Annotated in this window: 15 protein-coding genes and 1 tRNA gene; 9 read left to right on the forward strand and 7 right to left on the reverse strand. The window is 61.0% G+C overall.

Features of this window, described 5'->3' with window-relative positions:
• Positions 1-304: 304 nt before the first annotated feature.
• The 7 genes from WBP53_RS00040 to WBP53_RS00070 all read right to left on the reverse strand — a co-directional run bounded on the left by WBP53_RS00040 (position 305) and on the right by WBP53_RS00070 (position 5,798).
• A tRNA-Thr gene (locus tag WBP53_RS00040) sits at positions 305-380 on the reverse strand.
• A gap of 82 nt (positions 381-462) precedes the next feature.
• The gene (locus WBP53_RS00045; protein WP_423924678.1) at positions 463-1,134 is read right to left on the reverse strand and encodes an SPOR domain-containing protein; all 672 of its coding nucleotides are present in this window, start codon (positions 1,132-1,134) and stop codon (positions 463-465) included.
• 207 nt (positions 1,135-1,341) lie between these two features.
• Entirely contained in the window at positions 1,342-2,088 is a 747-nt protein-coding gene (locus WBP53_RS00050; RefSeq protein ID WP_423924680.1) for a type III pantothenate kinase, read from the reverse strand.
• Positions 2,085-3,080 carry a biotin--[acetyl-CoA-carboxylase] ligase gene (locus WBP53_RS00055; RefSeq protein WP_423924682.1) on the reverse strand — a complete coding sequence of 332 codons (996 nt, stop codon included), beginning with the start codon at positions 3,078-3,080 and terminating at the stop codon, positions 2,085-2,087. The genes WBP53_RS00050 and WBP53_RS00055 overlap by 4 nt, the downstream gene beginning before the upstream one ends.
• On the reverse strand, positions 3,077-3,766 hold the full coding sequence (gene plsY, locus WBP53_RS00060) for a glycerol-3-phosphate 1-O-acyltransferase PlsY (RefSeq protein WP_423924684.1): 690 nt from the start codon (positions 3,764-3,766) through the stop codon (positions 3,077-3,079). The genes WBP53_RS00055 and plsY overlap by 4 nt, the downstream gene beginning before the upstream one ends.
• Positions 3,767-3,826: 60 nt before the next feature.
• Entirely contained in the window at positions 3,827-5,638 is a 1,812-nt protein-coding gene (locus WBP53_RS00065; protein ID WP_423924686.1) for a DegV family protein, read from the reverse strand.
• Between the two features lie 37 nt (positions 5,639-5,675).
• Positions 5,676-5,798, reverse strand: a complete 123-nt coding sequence (locus WBP53_RS00070) for a hypothetical protein (RefSeq protein ID WP_423924688.1) — start codon at positions 5,796-5,798, stop codon at positions 5,676-5,678.
• A 276-nt stretch (positions 5,799-6,074) separates the two neighbouring features.
• Between WBP53_RS00070 and WBP53_RS00075 the strand changes: the two genes are divergently transcribed.
• The 9 genes from WBP53_RS00075 (at position 6,075) to rpoH (ending at position 16,150) form a co-directional block, all read left to right on the forward strand.
• The gene (locus tag WBP53_RS00075) at positions 6,075-6,431 is read left to right on the forward strand and encodes a hypothetical protein (RefSeq protein ID WP_423924690.1); all 357 of its coding nucleotides are present in this window, start codon (positions 6,075-6,077) and stop codon (positions 6,429-6,431) included.
• A 278-nt stretch (positions 6,432-6,709) separates the two neighbouring features.
• Positions 6,710-9,457: a C25 family cysteine peptidase gene (locus WBP53_RS00080; protein WP_423924692.1), complete on the forward strand. Its 2,748-nt coding sequence runs from the start codon at positions 6,710-6,712 to the stop codon at positions 9,455-9,457.
• Positions 9,458-9,461: 4 nt separating this feature from the next.
• Entirely contained in the window at positions 9,462-10,328 is an 867-nt protein-coding gene (locus WBP53_RS00085) for a UbiA prenyltransferase family protein (RefSeq protein ID WP_423924694.1), read from the forward strand.
• 223 nt (positions 10,329-10,551) lie between these two features.
• Complete coding sequence (gene gspF, locus WBP53_RS00090; RefSeq protein ID WP_423924696.1) at positions 10,552-11,760, forward strand: type II secretion system inner membrane protein GspF; 1,209 nt, start codon at positions 10,552-10,554, stop codon at positions 11,758-11,760.
• 106 nt (positions 11,761-11,866) lie between these two features.
• Entirely contained in the window at positions 11,867-12,541 is a 675-nt protein-coding gene (gene ftsE, locus WBP53_RS00095) for a cell division ATP-binding protein FtsE (protein WP_423924698.1), read from the forward strand.
• Positions 12,541-13,545 (forward strand): permease-like cell division protein FtsX, encoded by a 1,005-nt coding sequence (ftsX, locus tag WBP53_RS00100; RefSeq protein WP_423924700.1) that lies wholly within the window; start codon positions 12,541-12,543, stop codon positions 13,543-13,545. The genes ftsE and ftsX overlap by 1 nt, the downstream gene beginning before the upstream one ends.
• 2 nt (positions 13,546-13,547) lie before the next feature.
• Positions 13,548-14,396: a response regulator gene (locus tag WBP53_RS00105; protein ID WP_423924702.1), complete on the forward strand. Its 849-nt coding sequence runs from the start codon at positions 13,548-13,550 to the stop codon at positions 14,394-14,396.
• Positions 14,393-15,082, forward strand: coding sequence for a uracil-DNA glycosylase (gene ung / locus WBP53_RS00110; protein ID WP_423924704.1), 690 nt, complete (start codon positions 14,393-14,395; stop codon positions 15,080-15,082). The genes WBP53_RS00105 and ung overlap by 4 nt, the downstream gene beginning before the upstream one ends.
• Positions 15,083-15,286: 204 nt before the next feature.
• Positions 15,287-16,150: an RNA polymerase sigma factor RpoH gene (gene rpoH, locus WBP53_RS00115; protein ID WP_423924706.1), complete on the forward strand. Its 864-nt coding sequence runs from the start codon at positions 15,287-15,289 to the stop codon at positions 16,148-16,150.
• Positions 16,151-16,925: the final 775 nt, after the last annotated feature.

Below are 16,925 nucleotides of genomic sequence, written 5' to 3' on the forward strand. Positions count from 1 at the left end.
TGAGTCGCCTATACTTCGACCCATTCGGCATCACCTCCAGGTACAGACCACCTCCGCCAGAGAGCCTGAAGGACTTCAGACGCGGAGATTCCTTCTTGATCTTGAGTTCGGTCAGCGTCGTGATTGACATCTGGGGGCATCTCATCTGGAGGCGCCCCATTCTGGGGGCATCGATCCGTATTGTGCCCCCACATCACTCAGGCTTCAACGAAATCGAATGAGATCGCCTGAAACAAAAAACCCAGCATTTAGCTGGGTTTCGTGTGGTTTTCGGGAAGCTCTGGGACCGCCTGAAACCCGCTACTGGTGCCGGCACCCGGATTCGAACTGGGGACCTACCGCTTACAAGGCGGTTGCTCTACCAACTGAGCTATGCCGGCGTTGGGGGTGCGCATTCTAGTGGACTACCCGGCAAATACCAATGGAGGGGCGCGGAAACGCCAGAAAGCTCGCCATGACTCATCAGAAACAATCGATGGCACGCTCTTCAAGACCGGTCGCATTGACCGCAAGCACGCGCCAATTGACCGGCTTTTCGGCGGATCGGGCGAAGTCGATCCAGTAGACGGGTAGCTCCTCGGTGCGCTGGATAAGCTGTGGCGCGAAGCCCATCGCCGCGATTTCCGCCTTTCTGCGCTCAGCATTGGCCTGTTCGCGAAACAAGCCGAGCGAGATCGTATTGAGTTGTTCGCCAGCAGTGACGACGTAGTAGTCACGCACACCCCTGGATGAAAGCGTCCTGGCCACGCCAAGCGCTTCCTCCCGCGATTTCATCGCCTCGAGGAAGACCCAGTATCCGCGCGACTGTGTGGCACGTTCGTCACGATACTGGATGCGTTTGACCAGTGGAGTCATGGCCCCAAGCGTGGCACGCATGTCCGACTGGGTCTGGAAGGGGCCGATCGAGAGACAAACGTCGCTACCGCTGGCCGGGTCCGGATCGACGTCCGGCGCCGACGCCGACGCCGGAAGCTGATCGGGCCCTGCATCCCGCTCCGAAAGAAGCACCAGTGCAGGGACTCCAGGATCAGTCGGCGCGACCGGAACGGCGACTGGCTGCGGGGCGAACGCAATCCAGCAGGCTCCGCCGATATTCAGCGCAAGCAGGAGTAGGAGCAGAACTCTGGGAAACATCCGATCTCGATGGGAGTAGCGCAAACGCTGGCAAGAGACGCAATTCTAGCCCGAAGCCGACCGATGTAACGCCGGCCTGGTCGTTCGCAGGCTTGATCGGCAAGCCGGCACGTACTTCAGGGTGCCGGTCTGCCGGTTGGGCCGGCGGGTTTATCACGCCCCATCGGATGCTGCGATTTCCGTGGAAGCCTGCGTGCAGAGGGCGTATTACCGCACACCGTCCTGCTCGGCCCACAGTGCGAGGCCGCGCATGACCAGGTCACGACCGCGCTCAATTTCGGGCATCAGTGGCAACCATTCATCGAGACCTCCTCCGTCTCCGACGATAGCCACGTGGACCCCGAGCTGACTGGAAACCGTGTTTCGAAAACGTTCGACCAGCGCCACCGCGGCAAGCTGGCAACCCGACCATGCCGCGTCATCGGTATTTGCGGCGATCTCCACGAGTCTGCCCTGACCTTCCCCGACCTGGGCCGTGCCGCGCCCGAGCGATTGGCGCATGAGCATGGGCGAAGGCGCGATCAGCCCGCCGAGATGGGTGCCGTCGGCGGCAATGGCGTCCAGGGTCAGCGCGGTTCCGCAACTGACCAGAATCTGCGCCCTGGGATTCTCCGCGTGCAGCGCAGCCAGTGCGAGGAAGCGATCGACGCCGAGCCTGGCAGGGTCTTCGCGATAGGCATTCCTGACACCCAGTGCTGCAGCCGGACTGCGCACGAACCTGGCCTCCTCATGGAAGTGATTCTCCACCAGCTCGCCCAGCTCTCGCTCCCGATCGCGCGTGACCACGCTCGCGACAAAGATTCCTCGCGGGCGTTGCAGGGCACTCCAGTTGGCGCTCAGTGCCGCTTCCAGCGAGGTATCGGCGTGCGCGAAAACACCGCCAAGGGAGTGTCGCCCGTTGGTCCAAAGTGCCCACTTCAAACGCGTATTACCGAAATCGATCAATAAATTCATGCGTCGGCTTCCGATCGCATGCGAACGCTTACCTCACCGCTGTCCACAACCATTTCCCCGTTCTTCGTGTTGACAAGCAGGGCCCCGGAAGCATCAACCCCGGTAGCCACGCCATCCTGGAATCCCCTGGCGGTCGATACTCGCACCGGACGGCCGCCCAACACATCGTACTGCGCATACTCGCTCGCGAACGAGGCAAATGTCGTATCGCGGAATTGATCCACTGCTTCCTGCAGGCGGAAAAGCAGGCGGGCAGCGAGTTTGTTGCGGTCGGGAAGCGAAACCCCGGGAATCGACGCCAGATCAATCCAGGCCTGGTCGATGAGGCCATCTGCTGATTTTCCCAGCCGCAAGTTCATGCCAACGCCGACAATGGCGCGGCAGGGTCCGAGCGCATCACCGAGCAATTCGACCAGGATGCCGGCGAGTTTTCGGCCTTGAACCTGAACGTCATTCGGCCATTTCAGCCCGGCATCCGAATAGCCGAGATCCCGCAACGCCCGTACGACGCCGATCCCGATCACAAGACTGAGGCCGGCCAGCGTCGACATGCTTCTCTCGAACGTCCATGCGATCGAGAATGCGAGCCCGCCACCCAACGTCGTGTGCCAGGTCCGGCCTCGCCGGCCACGTCCGTAAGTCTGTATCTCCGCAAAGCATGCCGTGGGCTTTCCGGAATCAACAAGGCTGCGACGAGCCAGTTCGCTGCTGGTCGAATCGACTTGCCAGCAGACGTCGATGTCCGGAATGCGTTCTGCCGATGCGACTGGCAACGCGGCTGCCATCAGGCGAGCGTCGAGCAACTCGACCGCAGACAACAGCACGTAGCCTTTGCCAGCCAGAACGCCAATTGGAGCACCGTGCGACCGGAGGATCTCGATCTGCTTCCAGATGGCCGCACGTGTCACCCCGAACCGCTTCGCGAGCACACTGCCCGAGACTGCGACGTGCTCATCCAGCATGAGCAGAAGTTGCCTGCCTTCGATACTCATCCGGGTTCTCGACGCTGGCCCAACCTGGGCTCTTCGTTGCGCAGGAGACGAAGCAGGTTGCTGCGATGAGTAAACACCAGCAGCACAGCGACGCCAATGGAAAAAAGAAGCATCACAGAGCCTTGCTGGCGCCCGAGTAGATTCGCCGCAACAACGACGCAGGGAAACGACAGTGCAGCGGCGACAGTTGCAAGCCCCACATAACGGGTGGCAGCAACTACGCTGATCCAGACGACGAACATCAGCCCGGCGAACAAGGGGGCCATGACCAATATCGCTCCGATAGCGGTACCTGCGCCCTTGCCTCCCCGAAAACCGAAAAATATGGGCCAGCAATGGCCGAGTACAGCGGCAAATCCACACATCGCAGGCACGGCCAGATCATTGATCGAAAGCACATCGTGCCCAGGCAGCCAGTAGGCGAGCAGAACGGCCAGCGCTCCCTTTCCAACATCGATGACCACCACGGACAAGGCGAATTTCCAGCCCGCCACGCGCAGCGCATTCGTGCCACCGGCATTGCCGCTTCCATGCTTGCGGATATCCAGGCCGCGCAGCCGACCTACCAGAAGGCTCCCCGACAGCGAGCCCAACAGATAGGCGAGCACAATCTTGGCGACGAGTATCGCGATGTCCAGCCCCCCGGAAATGGTGACGGCCGTCAGGCCCGTCGGTTGCACCAGCATGTTCTCATCTTCGCAGAAACCGCAGCATTCCTAGCCGGGATTTTGCTGCAATGGCAGGATCTACTGGAAGTGCGCGCCCGGCATCAATGACAAGGCGATGGCGCCGGGGCCTGCATGTGCGCCAATCGCGCTACCCGCATCCAGGAGCGGCGGGCAATCGACTCCCGGCAGTTGTTCGAGCAGGGCATCGCGCACGCGTCCGCCCTGCGCGGGATCATCGCAATGCATGACCAGGGCACGCCAATGGCGACCGCGATCAATGCGGCGCAGAACCTTGCCAACGAATCGTGCGGCAAGGTCATCGCCTTTCAAGGTCACGCCAACAACATGCAGCAGTCCGTCGCCACCACCGATACGCACGATCGGAACAAGACCGAACCAGCGCGTGATGGGCAGGGCCCATGCCGGAACGCGACCGCCCCGCACCGCCGAGCTCAAGTCGGGCAGGAATGCATGTGTCGAAACCTGTTCGCGTAGCTGCTCGACTTCGCGCGCGATGACCGCGACGTCTGCACCCGCCTGAGCGCGCTCGGCCGCATGCATGGCGAGCAGACCCAGCCCACCCGACACATTGGCGGAATCGACAATTCGAATGTGCGAGCCGTATCCGGCAGCGGCAGATTCACCAGCCTGCAAAGTCCCGGAAAGTGCGCGCGATACGCCGATATAGAGGACTTCCTCGTGATGACTCAGCAGGAATCCGAACAGCTTGCGGAAATCCCCTGCAGGCGGCTGGGATGTCCGCACGACCTGCTCGCTGGTTCGCAGCAATTCATAAAACTCCGCGGCAGACAGCGAAACCTTGTCGAGAAATTCTTCGGCGCCGACGTTGAGCCGCACGGGCACAACCTGCAAGGGCAGCGATTCCAGGCTCTCCGCCGGAAGGTCTGCCGCAGAATCAATGACGACCACCAGCTTGCCCAGTGCATGGGCGGTTCGCTGCTGCGCATGCATGTCATCGGCTTTGCGTGCACGCACTTCGCCAAAATTCGAGAGCACTTCGAACAATTGGCCAGGCTCGTCCACGTGCATGTGGATCCGGAGCTTCTCGCGAGTCCCGGCCATGACCAGGCTCGAACCACCGAGCTCGTCCAGCGCCGCGCGCACCTCGACCCGGTCGATGGCGGGCGCCGACAACACGCATTCGGTACACCATCGCTCGGGCGACTCCGCGTGCGCATCAGTGGCGACGACAACACCCGCCTCGCCCGAACCCGGTCGCTCGGCATCCGAGTCGGCGGAACTTCCATGTTCGATGAATTCGTTGATGCCTTCCAGCAAGTGCAGGAAACCCTGTGCTCCGGCGTCGACTACGCCAGCCTTTTTCAGGACGGCAAGCTGATTGGGCGTGTTGGCCAGCGCCAGTCGACTGGCGGCGAGCGCTTGTGAAAAAGCCTGCCGAAGGTCCTCGACACCCTGGTCGCATGCCTGGCGCAGCGAGCTGGAAAATGCGGATATGACCGACAGCATCGTTCCCTCACGCGGCTCGGCGATGGCCTGGCGAGCCTGATCGGAACTGAATGCCGCTGCGCTGGCCAACTGGGACAGGGCGAGACGCCTGTGTCCAGCGAGTGATTCGCCCAGGCCCTGGAGAAACTGGGCGAGGATCGCGCCGGAATTGCCCCTGGCAGCATCGATCGCCTCATTGGCCATGCGCTCGAAGATGGCGCCAGCGCTGGTTTCCGGCATCTCGCGCAGGGCGTCACGTACGCTGCTGAGGGTGAAACCGAGATTGCTGCCGGTATCGCCATCCGGAACCGGGAACACATTGATCCTGTTGAGCAAATCTCGCTCGGCGATAACCTTGCCCATACCTGCGATCAGGGCTCGCTTGATCGCGCGCCCACCGGTATCCCCATGGATTTTCGACATGCTGTGCTGAGCGCTGAAAATGGCTGGACGCTGGAGTCTAGCGAGGCAAGCCATGGCAGGTCGCGCTGCGCTGCAGCGCAGCCGCAGCTCCGTCTTCAATCGTGCCGATAACCGAGGAACCCGGCCGCTCCCGGATGTCCGGATCAATCGATTCGGCCATTCGGCCCTGACTGACCAATATCGGACAGCCGACTGTCCGCGACTGTCCGCTGCTGTCCACTGGACAGACGGGCGCACCCAGCAACTCGCCCAAGTTGTTGATAATACTTTGCTTTGCCTGTTGGCATGATTACTGCTGCCATTTCCACGCATCTACATGCATGAACCTTCCGGCGGCTTGCCGGCAAACGCGGCTGCTGGCCTGAAGCTCAGGATCATGGGAGTATCCCGGATCCCAGCGTAGCAGCAGTCCCGTGCAGCGATCCGGAGACTTGTCATGAAAACGCGCGTATTCATATTTTTCCTTGCCACCATGTGCTTCGCATTGACAGCGCAAGCCATGGAGATCTCGATGGATTCCGGCGGAATCCCGTCCGGCTCCAGTGCGAGCGGCGATTGCGCCACGGCGCAATCCCTTAATCTCGACGAGAGCGACGTGGCGGCCGCCAACCGCGAAGCCCGCCATGCCTCGGCTGGCGCAAACAGCAGCCGCATGCATGTTTCAGACGAAGCCGAGGGTGAATCGGGCGCGGAAACCCGTACCGGCAGCAGCGCAGCGGGCAAATCGCTTGCCGTGCCGGTGAAATCGCGCAGCACGCGCTGGCAATCACTGGTCCCCGGAGCGATCAAATAGATTGTGCGCGCCCCACCCGGCCACAGCCGCCGTGGAAGCAATCAGTATCGCCAAAGAGAAGGCAGATCACCCGGATCTGCCTTTTTCAATTCAGTCACCAGCGAAATGCAGACAAATGACCGTGGGCGCCAACCTTGTGCGACCCCCGCTGGAGTTCTGAATGCGCACGCCCCCAGGCAAGTCAGGGTCGTCCAGACCCCGTGGCCCGTGCCGCCTCGGTGTTGCAGATACGGGTCCAGCCCACTAGCCTAGCGGATTGTTGTTCTGGTTAGCTGCCAATGCTGGATTCACTTGTTTCGTTTTCCTCGCTGATTCACCACCACCGCCGCACGTTCCGCCAGATCCTCGTTGCCGCTCTGCTTTGCCCCTTGCAGGCCCTTGCCTGCAGCGGGAGCCTGCATATCGAGCTCGAGAATACCGGCGTCTATGCGCTCGACTACGCAGCCATCGTGGCTGCCCAACCCGAGCTTGCCGATTGTGGCAGCGATCGCCTGGTCCTTAGCACGGGAGGCAAGACCGTCCCGATGCGTGTCGTGGACGAAGATGGACAATTTGGCGATGGTGATCGCATCGAGTGGATTGGCCAGCAATTGCATGGCCCTTCAAGCTGGTTCAACAACTACAGCATCAACAACGTTTATGTGCTTTCTGCAGCAGATGGCAGCCATTTGCGCACGCGTGACCTTGAGGCCGATGGCAATGGGGCAGCGCTACTAGACCGCACCCTGCACTTCGAGCAGGAAAACCTCATGATCCGGCTCGATCCGACGCAGCACAAACCGGGCGAGGAGCCGGATGTGTGGCAGTGGATCAAGTTGACGCATGCGGACCCGGAACCATTCAGTACCGAGTTCGACCTGCCTGACCTCGCCAGGACGCGCCCTGACAACGCCCGGCTTCGCCTGAATTTCCGCGGCATATCAAGTGTATTCATTCCGTACAGGGTCAGAGAGGAGACGTCAGTCGACGAACATGTCCTCGACGTGCGGGTGAACGGGCGACTGCTCGAGCAACTCGTATGGAATGGCCGCGACGAGCTTGTGCAGGAAATCTCGATTCCCGCCGAGCATCTGCGGCAAGCCGGCAACCAGCTGACGCTTTCGGTTCCAAAACGTACGCTGCCCTGGAAGGAAGAGCAGAACATCGTCGATGTCATCATGTTCAACTGGATGGAAGTCAGCTATCCACTGGAAGGCGTCATCAATGCGGATGCGCCTCCACTGCAAACGGCACAGGCATCGAATCTGCCGATCGAACTGCGCTGGCGCGGGGATGGTCCGGCACCGACACTGCTCGGCGATGATGGCAGTCGCCGGCTGCCATCCAAACTCGGCAATGGACGCTACCGTTATGCATCAGCGCAACCGGATGTCAGTCTGTTTCCCGAAGCAGGATTCCTCTCGCCAAAGACGCTTCGTGGAATGGGTGCAGGCTCGCTGCGTACGCCGGGCACGGGTTACGACTACCTGATTGTCAGCCACGCCAGCCTCGTCGATTCGATCCGGCCACTGGCGGCCTACCACGAGAAGCAGGGTCTCAAGGTAGCGGTGCTCGACGTTGCCAGCGTCTATGACGAGTTCAACCACGGCATCGTGCATCCGCAGGCGATTCGCAACCTCGTTGATCACGCCTGGCACGAATGGCCCGAACCCCGTCCCCGTTTTCTTTTGCTGGTCGGCGATGCAAGTTTCGATATCCGCCACGATGTCTACAACGACCTGGCCTACGCCAAGTTCGCCAGCAGCCCCCAGGAAATGCTTCCGGGGCAGTTTTCCGGCATTCCGGCGACTCAATATGAGTCGACCGACAAACTGCTCGCCAGTCGCAACCTGATTCCGACCTGGCAATACCCCTCAGCCGAAGGCCAGTCCGCCAGCGACAACTGGTTCGGCGCGGTCGATGGCGATGACTACCATCCCGTGGTTGCCGTCGGCCGTTTCCCGGTGGTGGAACCCGCCGAGGTCACCGCCATCGTCGACAAGACACTCGACTACGTGACCAGGCCGCAGCCTGGAAGCTGGCGTCGCGACGTGATGTTCATCACCGACGAATCGAACTACTTCAAGAAGGCTTCGGACGAAATTGCTGCGAGCATCGGGCAGAAGGGATTTCTTGCCGACAAGATCTACGCCAGCACTGACGAAAAGGACAACGTGAACCACCAGAGTGCGATCAAGGACGGCTTGAATTCGGGCCAGTTGCTGGTGCACTTCATTGGTCATGGCGGTCGTTATATCTGGCGCACCGGGCCACCCGACCTGCGCAAGAACCATGACTTGTTCACCCTCGACGATGTCAGTGAGCTCAACAACGGCGAGCGGCTTCCGATGATCCTGTCGATGACCTGCTACTCCGCACCATTCGACAATCCGACCGAAGATTCGATTGGCGAACGCTTTCTGCGCGAGCCCGGCAAGGGTGCAGTCGCGGTGTTCGCGGCCTCATGGCGCAACGCACCGTCCACGGCGTTCAGCAAGAGCCTGGTAAAGGAGTTGCTGGTGCCTGGCGCGACGATCGGCGAAGCCATCGTGCGCGCCAAGAAAAGCATCACTGACCGCACCCTGGTGGAAATGTACAACCTGCTCGGCGATCCGGCGGTCATACTCGAACGACCACGCGCCGGAGCGCGCGTACAGCTGGAAGGCGGCCGCTGGAATCCGTCCGTGACTGTCGCATTGGCCGGCAAGGAATTCCACGGGCGGGTCGGCGTCGATTGGATCGATGCCGACAACCAGATCCTGGCAACCCACAACTATCACGTGGATACCAATGTATTCACGCTGCCCGTGCCGAAGTTCGAAGGCGGCAAGATCGCACGCGCTGTCGGCGTCTATGCAAGCGGCGACAACGGCGGCCTGGATGAGCTTGCCGGATTCAGGCTGGACTTTGCCCGGCACCACAGGCGCACGGGCTTCCAGTTGGACAAATGGTTGAATCCCGAAAAGCCACGCGCCACCGACACGGTGTTCTACAGCGGCCTGGACGAGGAACCCAACTACGACGACGATCCCGTCAGCGAAGACTGAGCCGATGCCGCGACTATCCGCGCTGATTGAGCTTGCGCGTCCCGCGCAATGGATCAAGAACGGATTCGTCCTGCTGCCTCTGTTTTTCGGGCACGCCATGTTCGATGCCAGCGCGCTGCAAGGTGCCGTGCTGGCTACCGCCGCGTTCTGTCTCGTGGCTTCCGCAGTCTACGCTTTCAATGATGCGCGCGACGCGGAACGTGATCGACGACATCCTGACAAATGCCAGCGACCCGTGGCGCGAGGCGCAGTATCGGTTGCTGCAGCCTATGGGCTGACCGCCGGGCTTGCGGGTGCCGGACTCGCGCTCGCGGCATGCACCGGCATCGAAGTCGCTGCAGTGATCGGCGCCTACTTCCTCATGCAACTGGCCTATTCGCTGGGCCTCAAGCGCGTCGCCTGGCTCGATGTCGGCATCGTCGCGACTGGCTTCGCCTTGCGCATTCTTGCCGGCGGCCTGGCTGCGAGCGTTCCGCTGACACCCTGGATACTCGCCATGGGATTCCTGCTCGCCTTCATGCTCGCGCTCGGCAAGCGGCATGGCGACCTGACCCACGTCAGCGATGCCGCCAGCCGCGCCACCACGGCATACGATCTTGGAAGCATCGAGCGTGTCCTCGCCGGACTCGGCGGCGCCGTGATTTCAGCCTACGTGCTTTACACGTTCTCGCCCGATGTCCTCGCCCGGCACGGACATCACGCCCTGTTCTATTCGACGCCCTGGGTTGTCCTGGGCGTGTTGCGCTACCTGTTCCTGGTATTCAAGCGCGGATCCGGCGGCGATCCCAGCCGGTTGGCCGTTCGAGACCCTGTCCTGCTCGTCGCAACGATTGGCTGGCTGACAACGCTTACCCTGATTCTTTACCGCTGACTGCCATCGTCGGCCCAATGCGGCGACAATGGCTTCGAATTCGCACCCAAGGGAGTCGTAGCCCGGACTACTCATGAATTACGCGCACGCTCACTCGTTCCTTGAATCCACGCAGCTATTCGCTCAATCAGTGATGGAGCCCGCTATCATCTCGATCGCGAAGAACCACGTGAGTCCAATGTACAGCGCGATCTTCGCGCGTATTCATGAATAGGCCAGGCTAGTGCCGGCATTCGCCTACCAAGCACTCGACAGCAACGGCAAGACGCTGCGAGGCGTGATCCAGGGTGATGCCCCGCGTTCGGTGCGCGCGCTGTTGCGCGAGCGGGGCCTGAACCCGATGGTGGTCGAAGAGGTCGCCGAAGGCGCGAAAGGCGGCTCGCTGTTTTCGCGGCGGACCTTGTCAGGCAGCCAGTTGGCCACGCTGACGCGGCAGCTTTCGACCCTGATTGGCGCCGACCTGCCGATCGACGAAGCACTTGCGGCCCTGTCCGAGCAGGATGACAACGAACGCCAGCGGGAACTCACCGTCGCCTTGCGTTCGCGAGTCATGGAAGGTGCCAGCCTGGCCCAGGCCATGGCTGATTTTCCCGACAGCTTCCCGGAAATATTCCGCGCCACGGTCGCTGCCGGCGAGCAATCGGGCCATCTGGATACCGTTCTGGAAAAACTGGCCGACTACGCAGAATCCAGGGATGCGCTCCGGCAGACTTTGTTGGCCGCACTGACCTACCCGTTGCTGCTCTCGGTCGTGGCAATAGCCGTCGTGGCGGGATTGCTGACCTGGGTAGTGCCGCAGATCATCGGCGTGTTCCAGAACATGCAGCAGACATTGCCGCTGGCCACTCGAATTCTCATGGGCCTGTCGGACTTCCTGCGCAACTGGGCGTGGCTTTTGATCGGTCTGATCATACTTGGCGTGATCGGAGTTCGACTCGCCTTGCGCCAGGAGAAGATCCGCTACCGCTGGCATCTGTTGCTGCTCAAGCTGCCCCTGTTCGGAAAGCTCACGCGCGCCGCAAACACCGCACGCGCGGCGCGCACGCTGGCCCTGCTGGCCGGTGCGGCAGTGCCCCTGCTCGATGCCCTGGCAATCGCGGCGCAGGTCGTGCCGAACCTCCCCATGCGCGAATCGCTGCGTCAGGCGGCGTTCAAGGTCAGGGAAGGTAGCGGCTTTGCCCGTGCGCTGGCCGAAAGCCGTCAGTTCCCGCCAATCGCCCTGCGCCTGATCGCCAGTGGCGAACGCTCCGGCGAATTGCCGCGCATGCTCGGCGAAGCAGCAGCGCAACAACAGCGCGAACTCGATCGCTGGCTGGGCGTGCTCTCGGCAACGCTGGGACCAGCCGTCATACTTCTGGTTGGAGCGATGGTACTTTTCATCGTACTCGCCATCCTGATGCCGATTTTCGACCTCAATCAGATGGTCAAGTAGCCGGGAACGGGGAATAGAGAATGGGGAATGGCAAAAGCAATCGGCGACGCACTGGCTCCTGGCTTCTACAATTCCCTATTCCCCATTCCCCATTTCCGTCCACCCAATGATTCTCTTCGACAACGTCAGCAAACGATACGCCGGTGGACACGAAGCGCTGAACGGCCTCAGTTTCGAAGTGGCCGACGGCGAGATGGTATTCGTGACCGGACATTCGGGTGCGGGCAAGACCACCCTGCTCAAGCTGCTTGGCCTGATCGAAAGGCCGACGCGCGGAGAAATCGTGGTCAACGGAGCACCGTTGGCTCGCGTGCGGCAGCGCTCGATCCCACAGGTACGGCGTGGCATCGGCATGGTGTTCCAGAATCATCGGCTGCTCATGGACCGCAGTGTCTTCGACAATGTCGCCGTGCCATTGAGCATCGCCGGTGCGGGTCGCGACGAAACCGCCAGACGAGTGCGTGCAGCGCTCGACAAGGTGGGCTTGCTGGACAAGGAGCGCGCGGCACCGGCGACCCTGTCCACCGGCGAGCAACAACGAGTGGGCATTGCCCGCGCCCTGGTCGGCAAGCCGCCATTGATCATCGCCGACGAGCCCACTGGCAATCTCGACCCACAACTTTCTGTGGAAATCATGAACCTGTTCGCCGAGTTCCAGCAGGTTGGCACGACGGTGCTGATCGCAAGCCATGACCTGCACCTGATCCGCCATATGGGCAAACGGGTGCTGGTACTGGATCATGGTCAGCTGATCGACGATTTCCGACCGACGGCGGGATGATGAGCAAGGTACGCACCAGCGGGAATCGTCTGCGCGAGGCACCAGCCGCCAATCAGACGCTGCCGCGCGAACGTCGATCCATCAGCTCGCGCTGGCGAACCTGGACCGAACAGCACCGCCAGGGGTTCCGTTCGAGTCTGGGCCGCCTGCGAGCGCGCCCCTGGGCAACGGCGCTGACAGGCCTGGTCATGGGCGTCGCACTATCCCTTCCCTTGTTGCTGCACGTGCTGCTCGACAACGCGCGAGACCTGTCTGGCGGGCTACGCGAAGCACGCGAATTCACGGTGTTCCTGGATCCCGCCGAAACCATCGACTCGGCACGCAAGATGGCCGAAGAACTGGGGCTGCGTGAAGATGTGCTTGCCGTGGTCAATCGCAGCCCCGATCAGGGACTATCCGAGTTTCGACAGCTGTCCGGATTTGCCGAGGCGCTCGATGTGCTGCAGGAAAATCCGCTGCCAAGCGTGCTTGTCATCACGCCTCGACAGGCGGATGCCCTTGCCGACCCGCCCTTGCTTGCCGAATTGAAAGCCGACCCGCGCGTCGATATGGTGCAGTACGATGCTGCCTGGAGACAAAGGCTGACGGCCATTCTCGAATTTGGCGAACGCGTAATGCTGTCGCTGATGGTATTGCTGGGTCTGGCGACCTTGCTTGTGGTCGGGAATACCGTACGCATGGATATCCAGGCGCGTGCCGAGGAAATCGCAGTCATCCAGCTGATGGGGGCCAGTGATGGATACATTCGAAGGCCATTCCTCTATGCCGGGTTATGGTATGGCGTGCTTGGCGGTGTACTTGCAGTGATCGCCGTTGCTATGGTCGAACTTGCGGTACGCGGACCCTTGCTGGACCTGCTGGCCAGCTACGGCAACCGTTTCGACCTGCACGGGTTTGCCTGGATACAGGCCCTCGTGGTCATTGGTGCCAGCGCCCTGCTGGGTTGGGCAGGCGCATGGATTGTCTGTACTCGCTACCTGGTTGCCGGGCGTCCCAAATCGTGAACATGAAAACCACACTGACCCGCCATCTTTCATCCGATGAACCACGCGTGCTGGTGGTGGATGGCTCGCGGGTAGTGCGACGCCTGATTGAACAGATGCTCAAAAGCAATCTGCCGGGCGTCACCGTACTGGCCTGCGAAAGTGGCGCCGAGGCGCTCGCCCAGCTGAGTGACGGCGTCGTCGATTTCGTCACCACCGCATTACGCCTGCCCGACATGGATGGCCTCGAACTGGCCCGCCAGATTCGACAGAATTCGCCGCAAGCCTACATGCCCATCGTCGTTGTTTCCGGAGACGTGCAAGAGCGCCTGATCGAGCGTTCCCTGAGCGAAGATGTGACCGACTATTTCGACAAGGCGCTCGGATTCCAGGCTCTTGCCGAATTCATCCGCGGCTATGTCCGCCCGACTGAATCCACCGCGGGCGAAGTCCTTTACGTCGAGGACAGTCGCGTTGTCGCACTGGCGACGCGGCGCATGCTGGAGAAGCACGGCCTCACGGTGCTTCATGTCATCGCAGTGGAAGATGCCCTGGCCATGCTCGAAACGGCCCAGTCGATGGACCGCATCGGCGCCGATATCGTACTCACCGACGTCAACCTCAAGGGTGAGCTGACTGGCGGCGACCTGCTCGAGCGGATTCGTCATCAGCTCGGCTATGGGAAGGGCCACCTTCCCGTGATCGTCATGACCGGCGACGACAATCCCGAAAACCAGGCTGCCCTGCTTCGGGCCGGCGCGAACGACCTCGTCGAAAAGCCGATCGAAGAACGCCTGCTGGTGACCAAGCTGCTATTCCAGCTGCGCGTGGGCCGCAGTTTGCGCGCCCGGGTCAGCAATGCCAGCACATGAGCGAAGATCGCATCATCCTTGAGCCATCCTGGAAGCAGCGCGTGGGTGCGGCACTTGAAGACCCGCGCATGCAGGCCCTGGCGTCCTTCCTGCGCGCTGAAAAGGCGGCGGGCAAGACCATCTACCCGCGCGGATCGCAAATATTCGCAGCGCTGGACTCCACGCCATTCGAGGCCGTCAAGGTCGTCATTCTTGGACAGGATCCCTACCACGGGCCGGGCCAGGCACATGGGTTGAGCTTTTCCGTCCCCGAGGGTGTCGCCGTGCCACCCTCGCTGCAGAACATGTACAAGGAAATCGCGCGCGACCTGAGCTTGCCGCGGCCGCAAGGCGGCTGCCTGTCGTCATGGGCCGAACAAGGGGTTCTGCTCCTCAACGCGGTGCTGACCGTTGAGCACGGCAAGGCCGGTTCACACCAGGGCAAAGGCTGGGAAGAATTCACCGACGCCTGTATCGGCGCGCTGGCCGAAGAGCGCGAAGGCGTGGTTTTCCTGCTCTGGGGCAGCTACGCCCAGGCCAAGGGGCGACTGATCGACAGCCGCCGCCATCTCGTCCTAAAGGCCCCGCACCCCTCGCCGCTGTCGGCGCATCGCGGCTTTTTCGGCTGCGGACACTTCTCGCTGGCCAACCGCTACCTGAAGCAGAACGGGCAAACTGCCATTGAATGGGCCCCAGCGGCCGACTGAAAGCCGTGGTTCGCGCCTCGGGCGGTCATTTGATTGTTCACGCCTGATTGCTGGTCTGCTCACCGCGTGTTAACCCGATCTACGCTACTATACCGCTCAGTTCAGTTATTTCCGCATTCCCGCCATGAGGGCGGGAACTCCAAGCGGTCTTTAGCACTCTATGTATGCGAGTGCTAAAATCAGCGCACGAAAGAGGATACCTGCATGAGCAATGCCGTCATTACCGCCAATTTTCCGGTCCCCAGCCCGCTGGGAAGCCTGGATGCCTATATTTCCGCAGTCCATCGTGTCCCGATGCTGAGTCCGGAAGATGAGCAGGCCCTGGCGCGCGACTACATCGAGCAGGAAAATATCGAATCGGCACGCAAGATGGTCATGTCGCACCTGCGCTTTGTCGTGCACGTGGCACGCGGCTATGCCGGCTACGGCCTGCAAATCGCGGATCTGATCCAGGAAGGCAACATCGGCCTGATGAAGGCCGTCAAGCGATTCGACCCGGATCAGGGCGTACGCCTGGTTTCGTTTGCCGTGCACTGGATTCGTGCCGAGATGCATGAGTTCATCCTGCGCAACTGGCGCATCGTCAAGGTCGCCACGACCAAGGCCCAGCGCAAGCTGTTCTTCAACCTGCGCAAGTCGAAGAAGCGTCTTGGCTGGATGAACAACGAAGAGGTCAACACGGTCGCCCGCGAGCTCGGCGTGCCGGCAGCAACGGTGCTGGAAATGGAATCGCGACTGAGTGGTCGTGATATCGCATTCGACGCGCCGACTGACGATGACGAAGACAGGCGGCCGTCACCGATGATGTTCCTCGAAGATCATCAGAACGCCGACCCGTACATGACCGTGGAGAGCAACTCCGAAGAGGCAGCCTCGCACGACACCCTGCACGAGGGACTGGACGCACTCGACAAGCGTTCGCGCGACATCATCCAGCGTCGCTGGCTGGTCGATGGAGAAAAGGCCACGCTGCAGGAACTCGCCGACGAATACGGCGTTTCGGCCGAGCGTATCCGCCAGGTCGAAGCAAACGCGATGAAGAAGATGCGCGCATTGTTCGTCGCCTGATCCGCATGCAAATCGGCAAACGAAAAGCCCCGCAAATGCGGGGCTTTTTCGTTGCCTCAGAGAGGAATGGCGCTGATGTGGCGACAATCCACACGCAACATCATCCCCGCGAAAGCCAGGATGACGAGCGCTTGAGTCAGCGCCATTCGCATCAGAGAGCCCTGTCTGAGGCGCACGATCATTGCGCTTCTTTGAGCAACGCAGCCCTGTTTGAGCCCGACAAAATCGTAGCATCTTCCCAGGCAGAAATTATCTCAGGATTAGACCGAGGGATTAGACCGCACGATGGAAGTAACGCGATGATTTCCCAAGGAACTTTCCCGCAGCCATCCACCAATAAGCCATGTTAGGCTTATGGAATAGATCCCATTGTGGGATCGAATAGTAGTTGGGCCTCATATGAGCAGTTCCGTAAAGTCAGGGTTGATCTTCCTTGCGATCTTCATCGCACTGTTCTTCCTTCTGCTTTCTTTGTTCGGCACTGTTGTGCACATGTCCACCGGATGGTTCTACGAAAACTGTGTAGTGGGGAGCAACTTTCTTTGCCGCCCTTATAAGCTAGCGGCCTCGTACGGTTGGATGGCGTCATTGGCAATAGCATCTCTGTTAACTTTCGTTGTAGTTGCCATGGCCAATCGCAGCAATGATGCCCAACTATTCCGTAAGAGACTTCCCGTCAACCCCGGGCGCATGATGCCTTTGCCCTGAGCTTTCGGGCCACTGCTGGTCATCATGTTTGTTCCGTGGTGCGTGTCAGAGCTTTGTATGCTGCAAC

Origin of the sequence: Dokdonella sp. (assembly GCF_049593775.1) — a bacterium.
GTDB lineage: Bacteria > Pseudomonadota > Gammaproteobacteria > Xanthomonadales > Rhodanobacteraceae > Dokdonella.

Bases quoted from the DNA above. Each gene is read 5' to 3' on its own strand.
- WBP53_RS00075 (WP_423924690.1), top strand. From the start codon at position 6,075: ATGAAAACGCGCGTATTCATATTTTTCCTTGCCACCATGTGCTTCGCA.
- ftsX (WP_423924700.1), top strand. From the start codon at position 12,541: ATGAGCAAGGTACGCACCAGCGGGAATCGTCTGCGCGAGGCACCAGCC.
- WBP53_RS00055 (WP_423924682.1), bottom strand. From the start codon at position 3,080: ATGAGTATCGAAGGCAGGCAACTTCTGCTCATGCTGGATGAGCACGTC.
- WBP53_RS00105 (WP_423924702.1), top strand. From the start codon at position 13,548: ATGAAAACCACACTGACCCGCCATCTTTCATCCGATGAACCACGCGTG.
- WBP53_RS00050 (WP_423924680.1), bottom strand. From the start codon at position 2,088: ATGAATTTATTGATCGATTTCGGTAATACGCGTTTGAAGTGGGCACTT.
- ftsE (WP_423924698.1), top strand. From the start codon at position 11,867: ATGATTCTCTTCGACAACGTCAGCAAACGATACGCCGGTGGACACGAA.
- WBP53_RS00045 (WP_423924678.1), bottom strand. From the start codon at position 1,134: ATGTTTCCCAGAGTTCTGCTCCTACTCCTGCTTGCGCTGAATATCGGC.
- ung (WP_423924704.1), top strand. From the start codon at position 14,393: ATGAGCGAAGATCGCATCATCCTTGAGCCATCCTGGAAGCAGCGCGTG.
- WBP53_RS00070 (WP_423924688.1), bottom strand. From the start codon at position 5,798: ATGGCCGAATCGATTGATCCGGACATCCGGGAGCGGCCGGGTTCCTCG.
- WBP53_RS00085 (WP_423924694.1), top strand. From the start codon at position 9,462: ATGCCGCGACTATCCGCGCTGATTGAGCTTGCGCGTCCCGCGCAATGG.
- rpoH (WP_423924706.1), top strand. From the start codon at position 15,287: ATGAGCAATGCCGTCATTACCGCCAATTTTCCGGTCCCCAGCCCGCTG.
- WBP53_RS00065 (WP_423924686.1), bottom strand. From the start codon at position 5,638: ATGTCGAAAATCCATGGGGATACCGGTGGGCGCGCGATCAAGCGAGCC.
- WBP53_RS00080 (WP_423924692.1), top strand. From the start codon at position 6,710: ATGCTGGATTCACTTGTTTCGTTTTCCTCGCTGATTCACCACCACCGC.
- plsY (WP_423924684.1), bottom strand. From the start codon at position 3,766: ATGCTGGTGCAACCGACGGGCCTGACGGCCGTCACCATTTCCGGGGGG.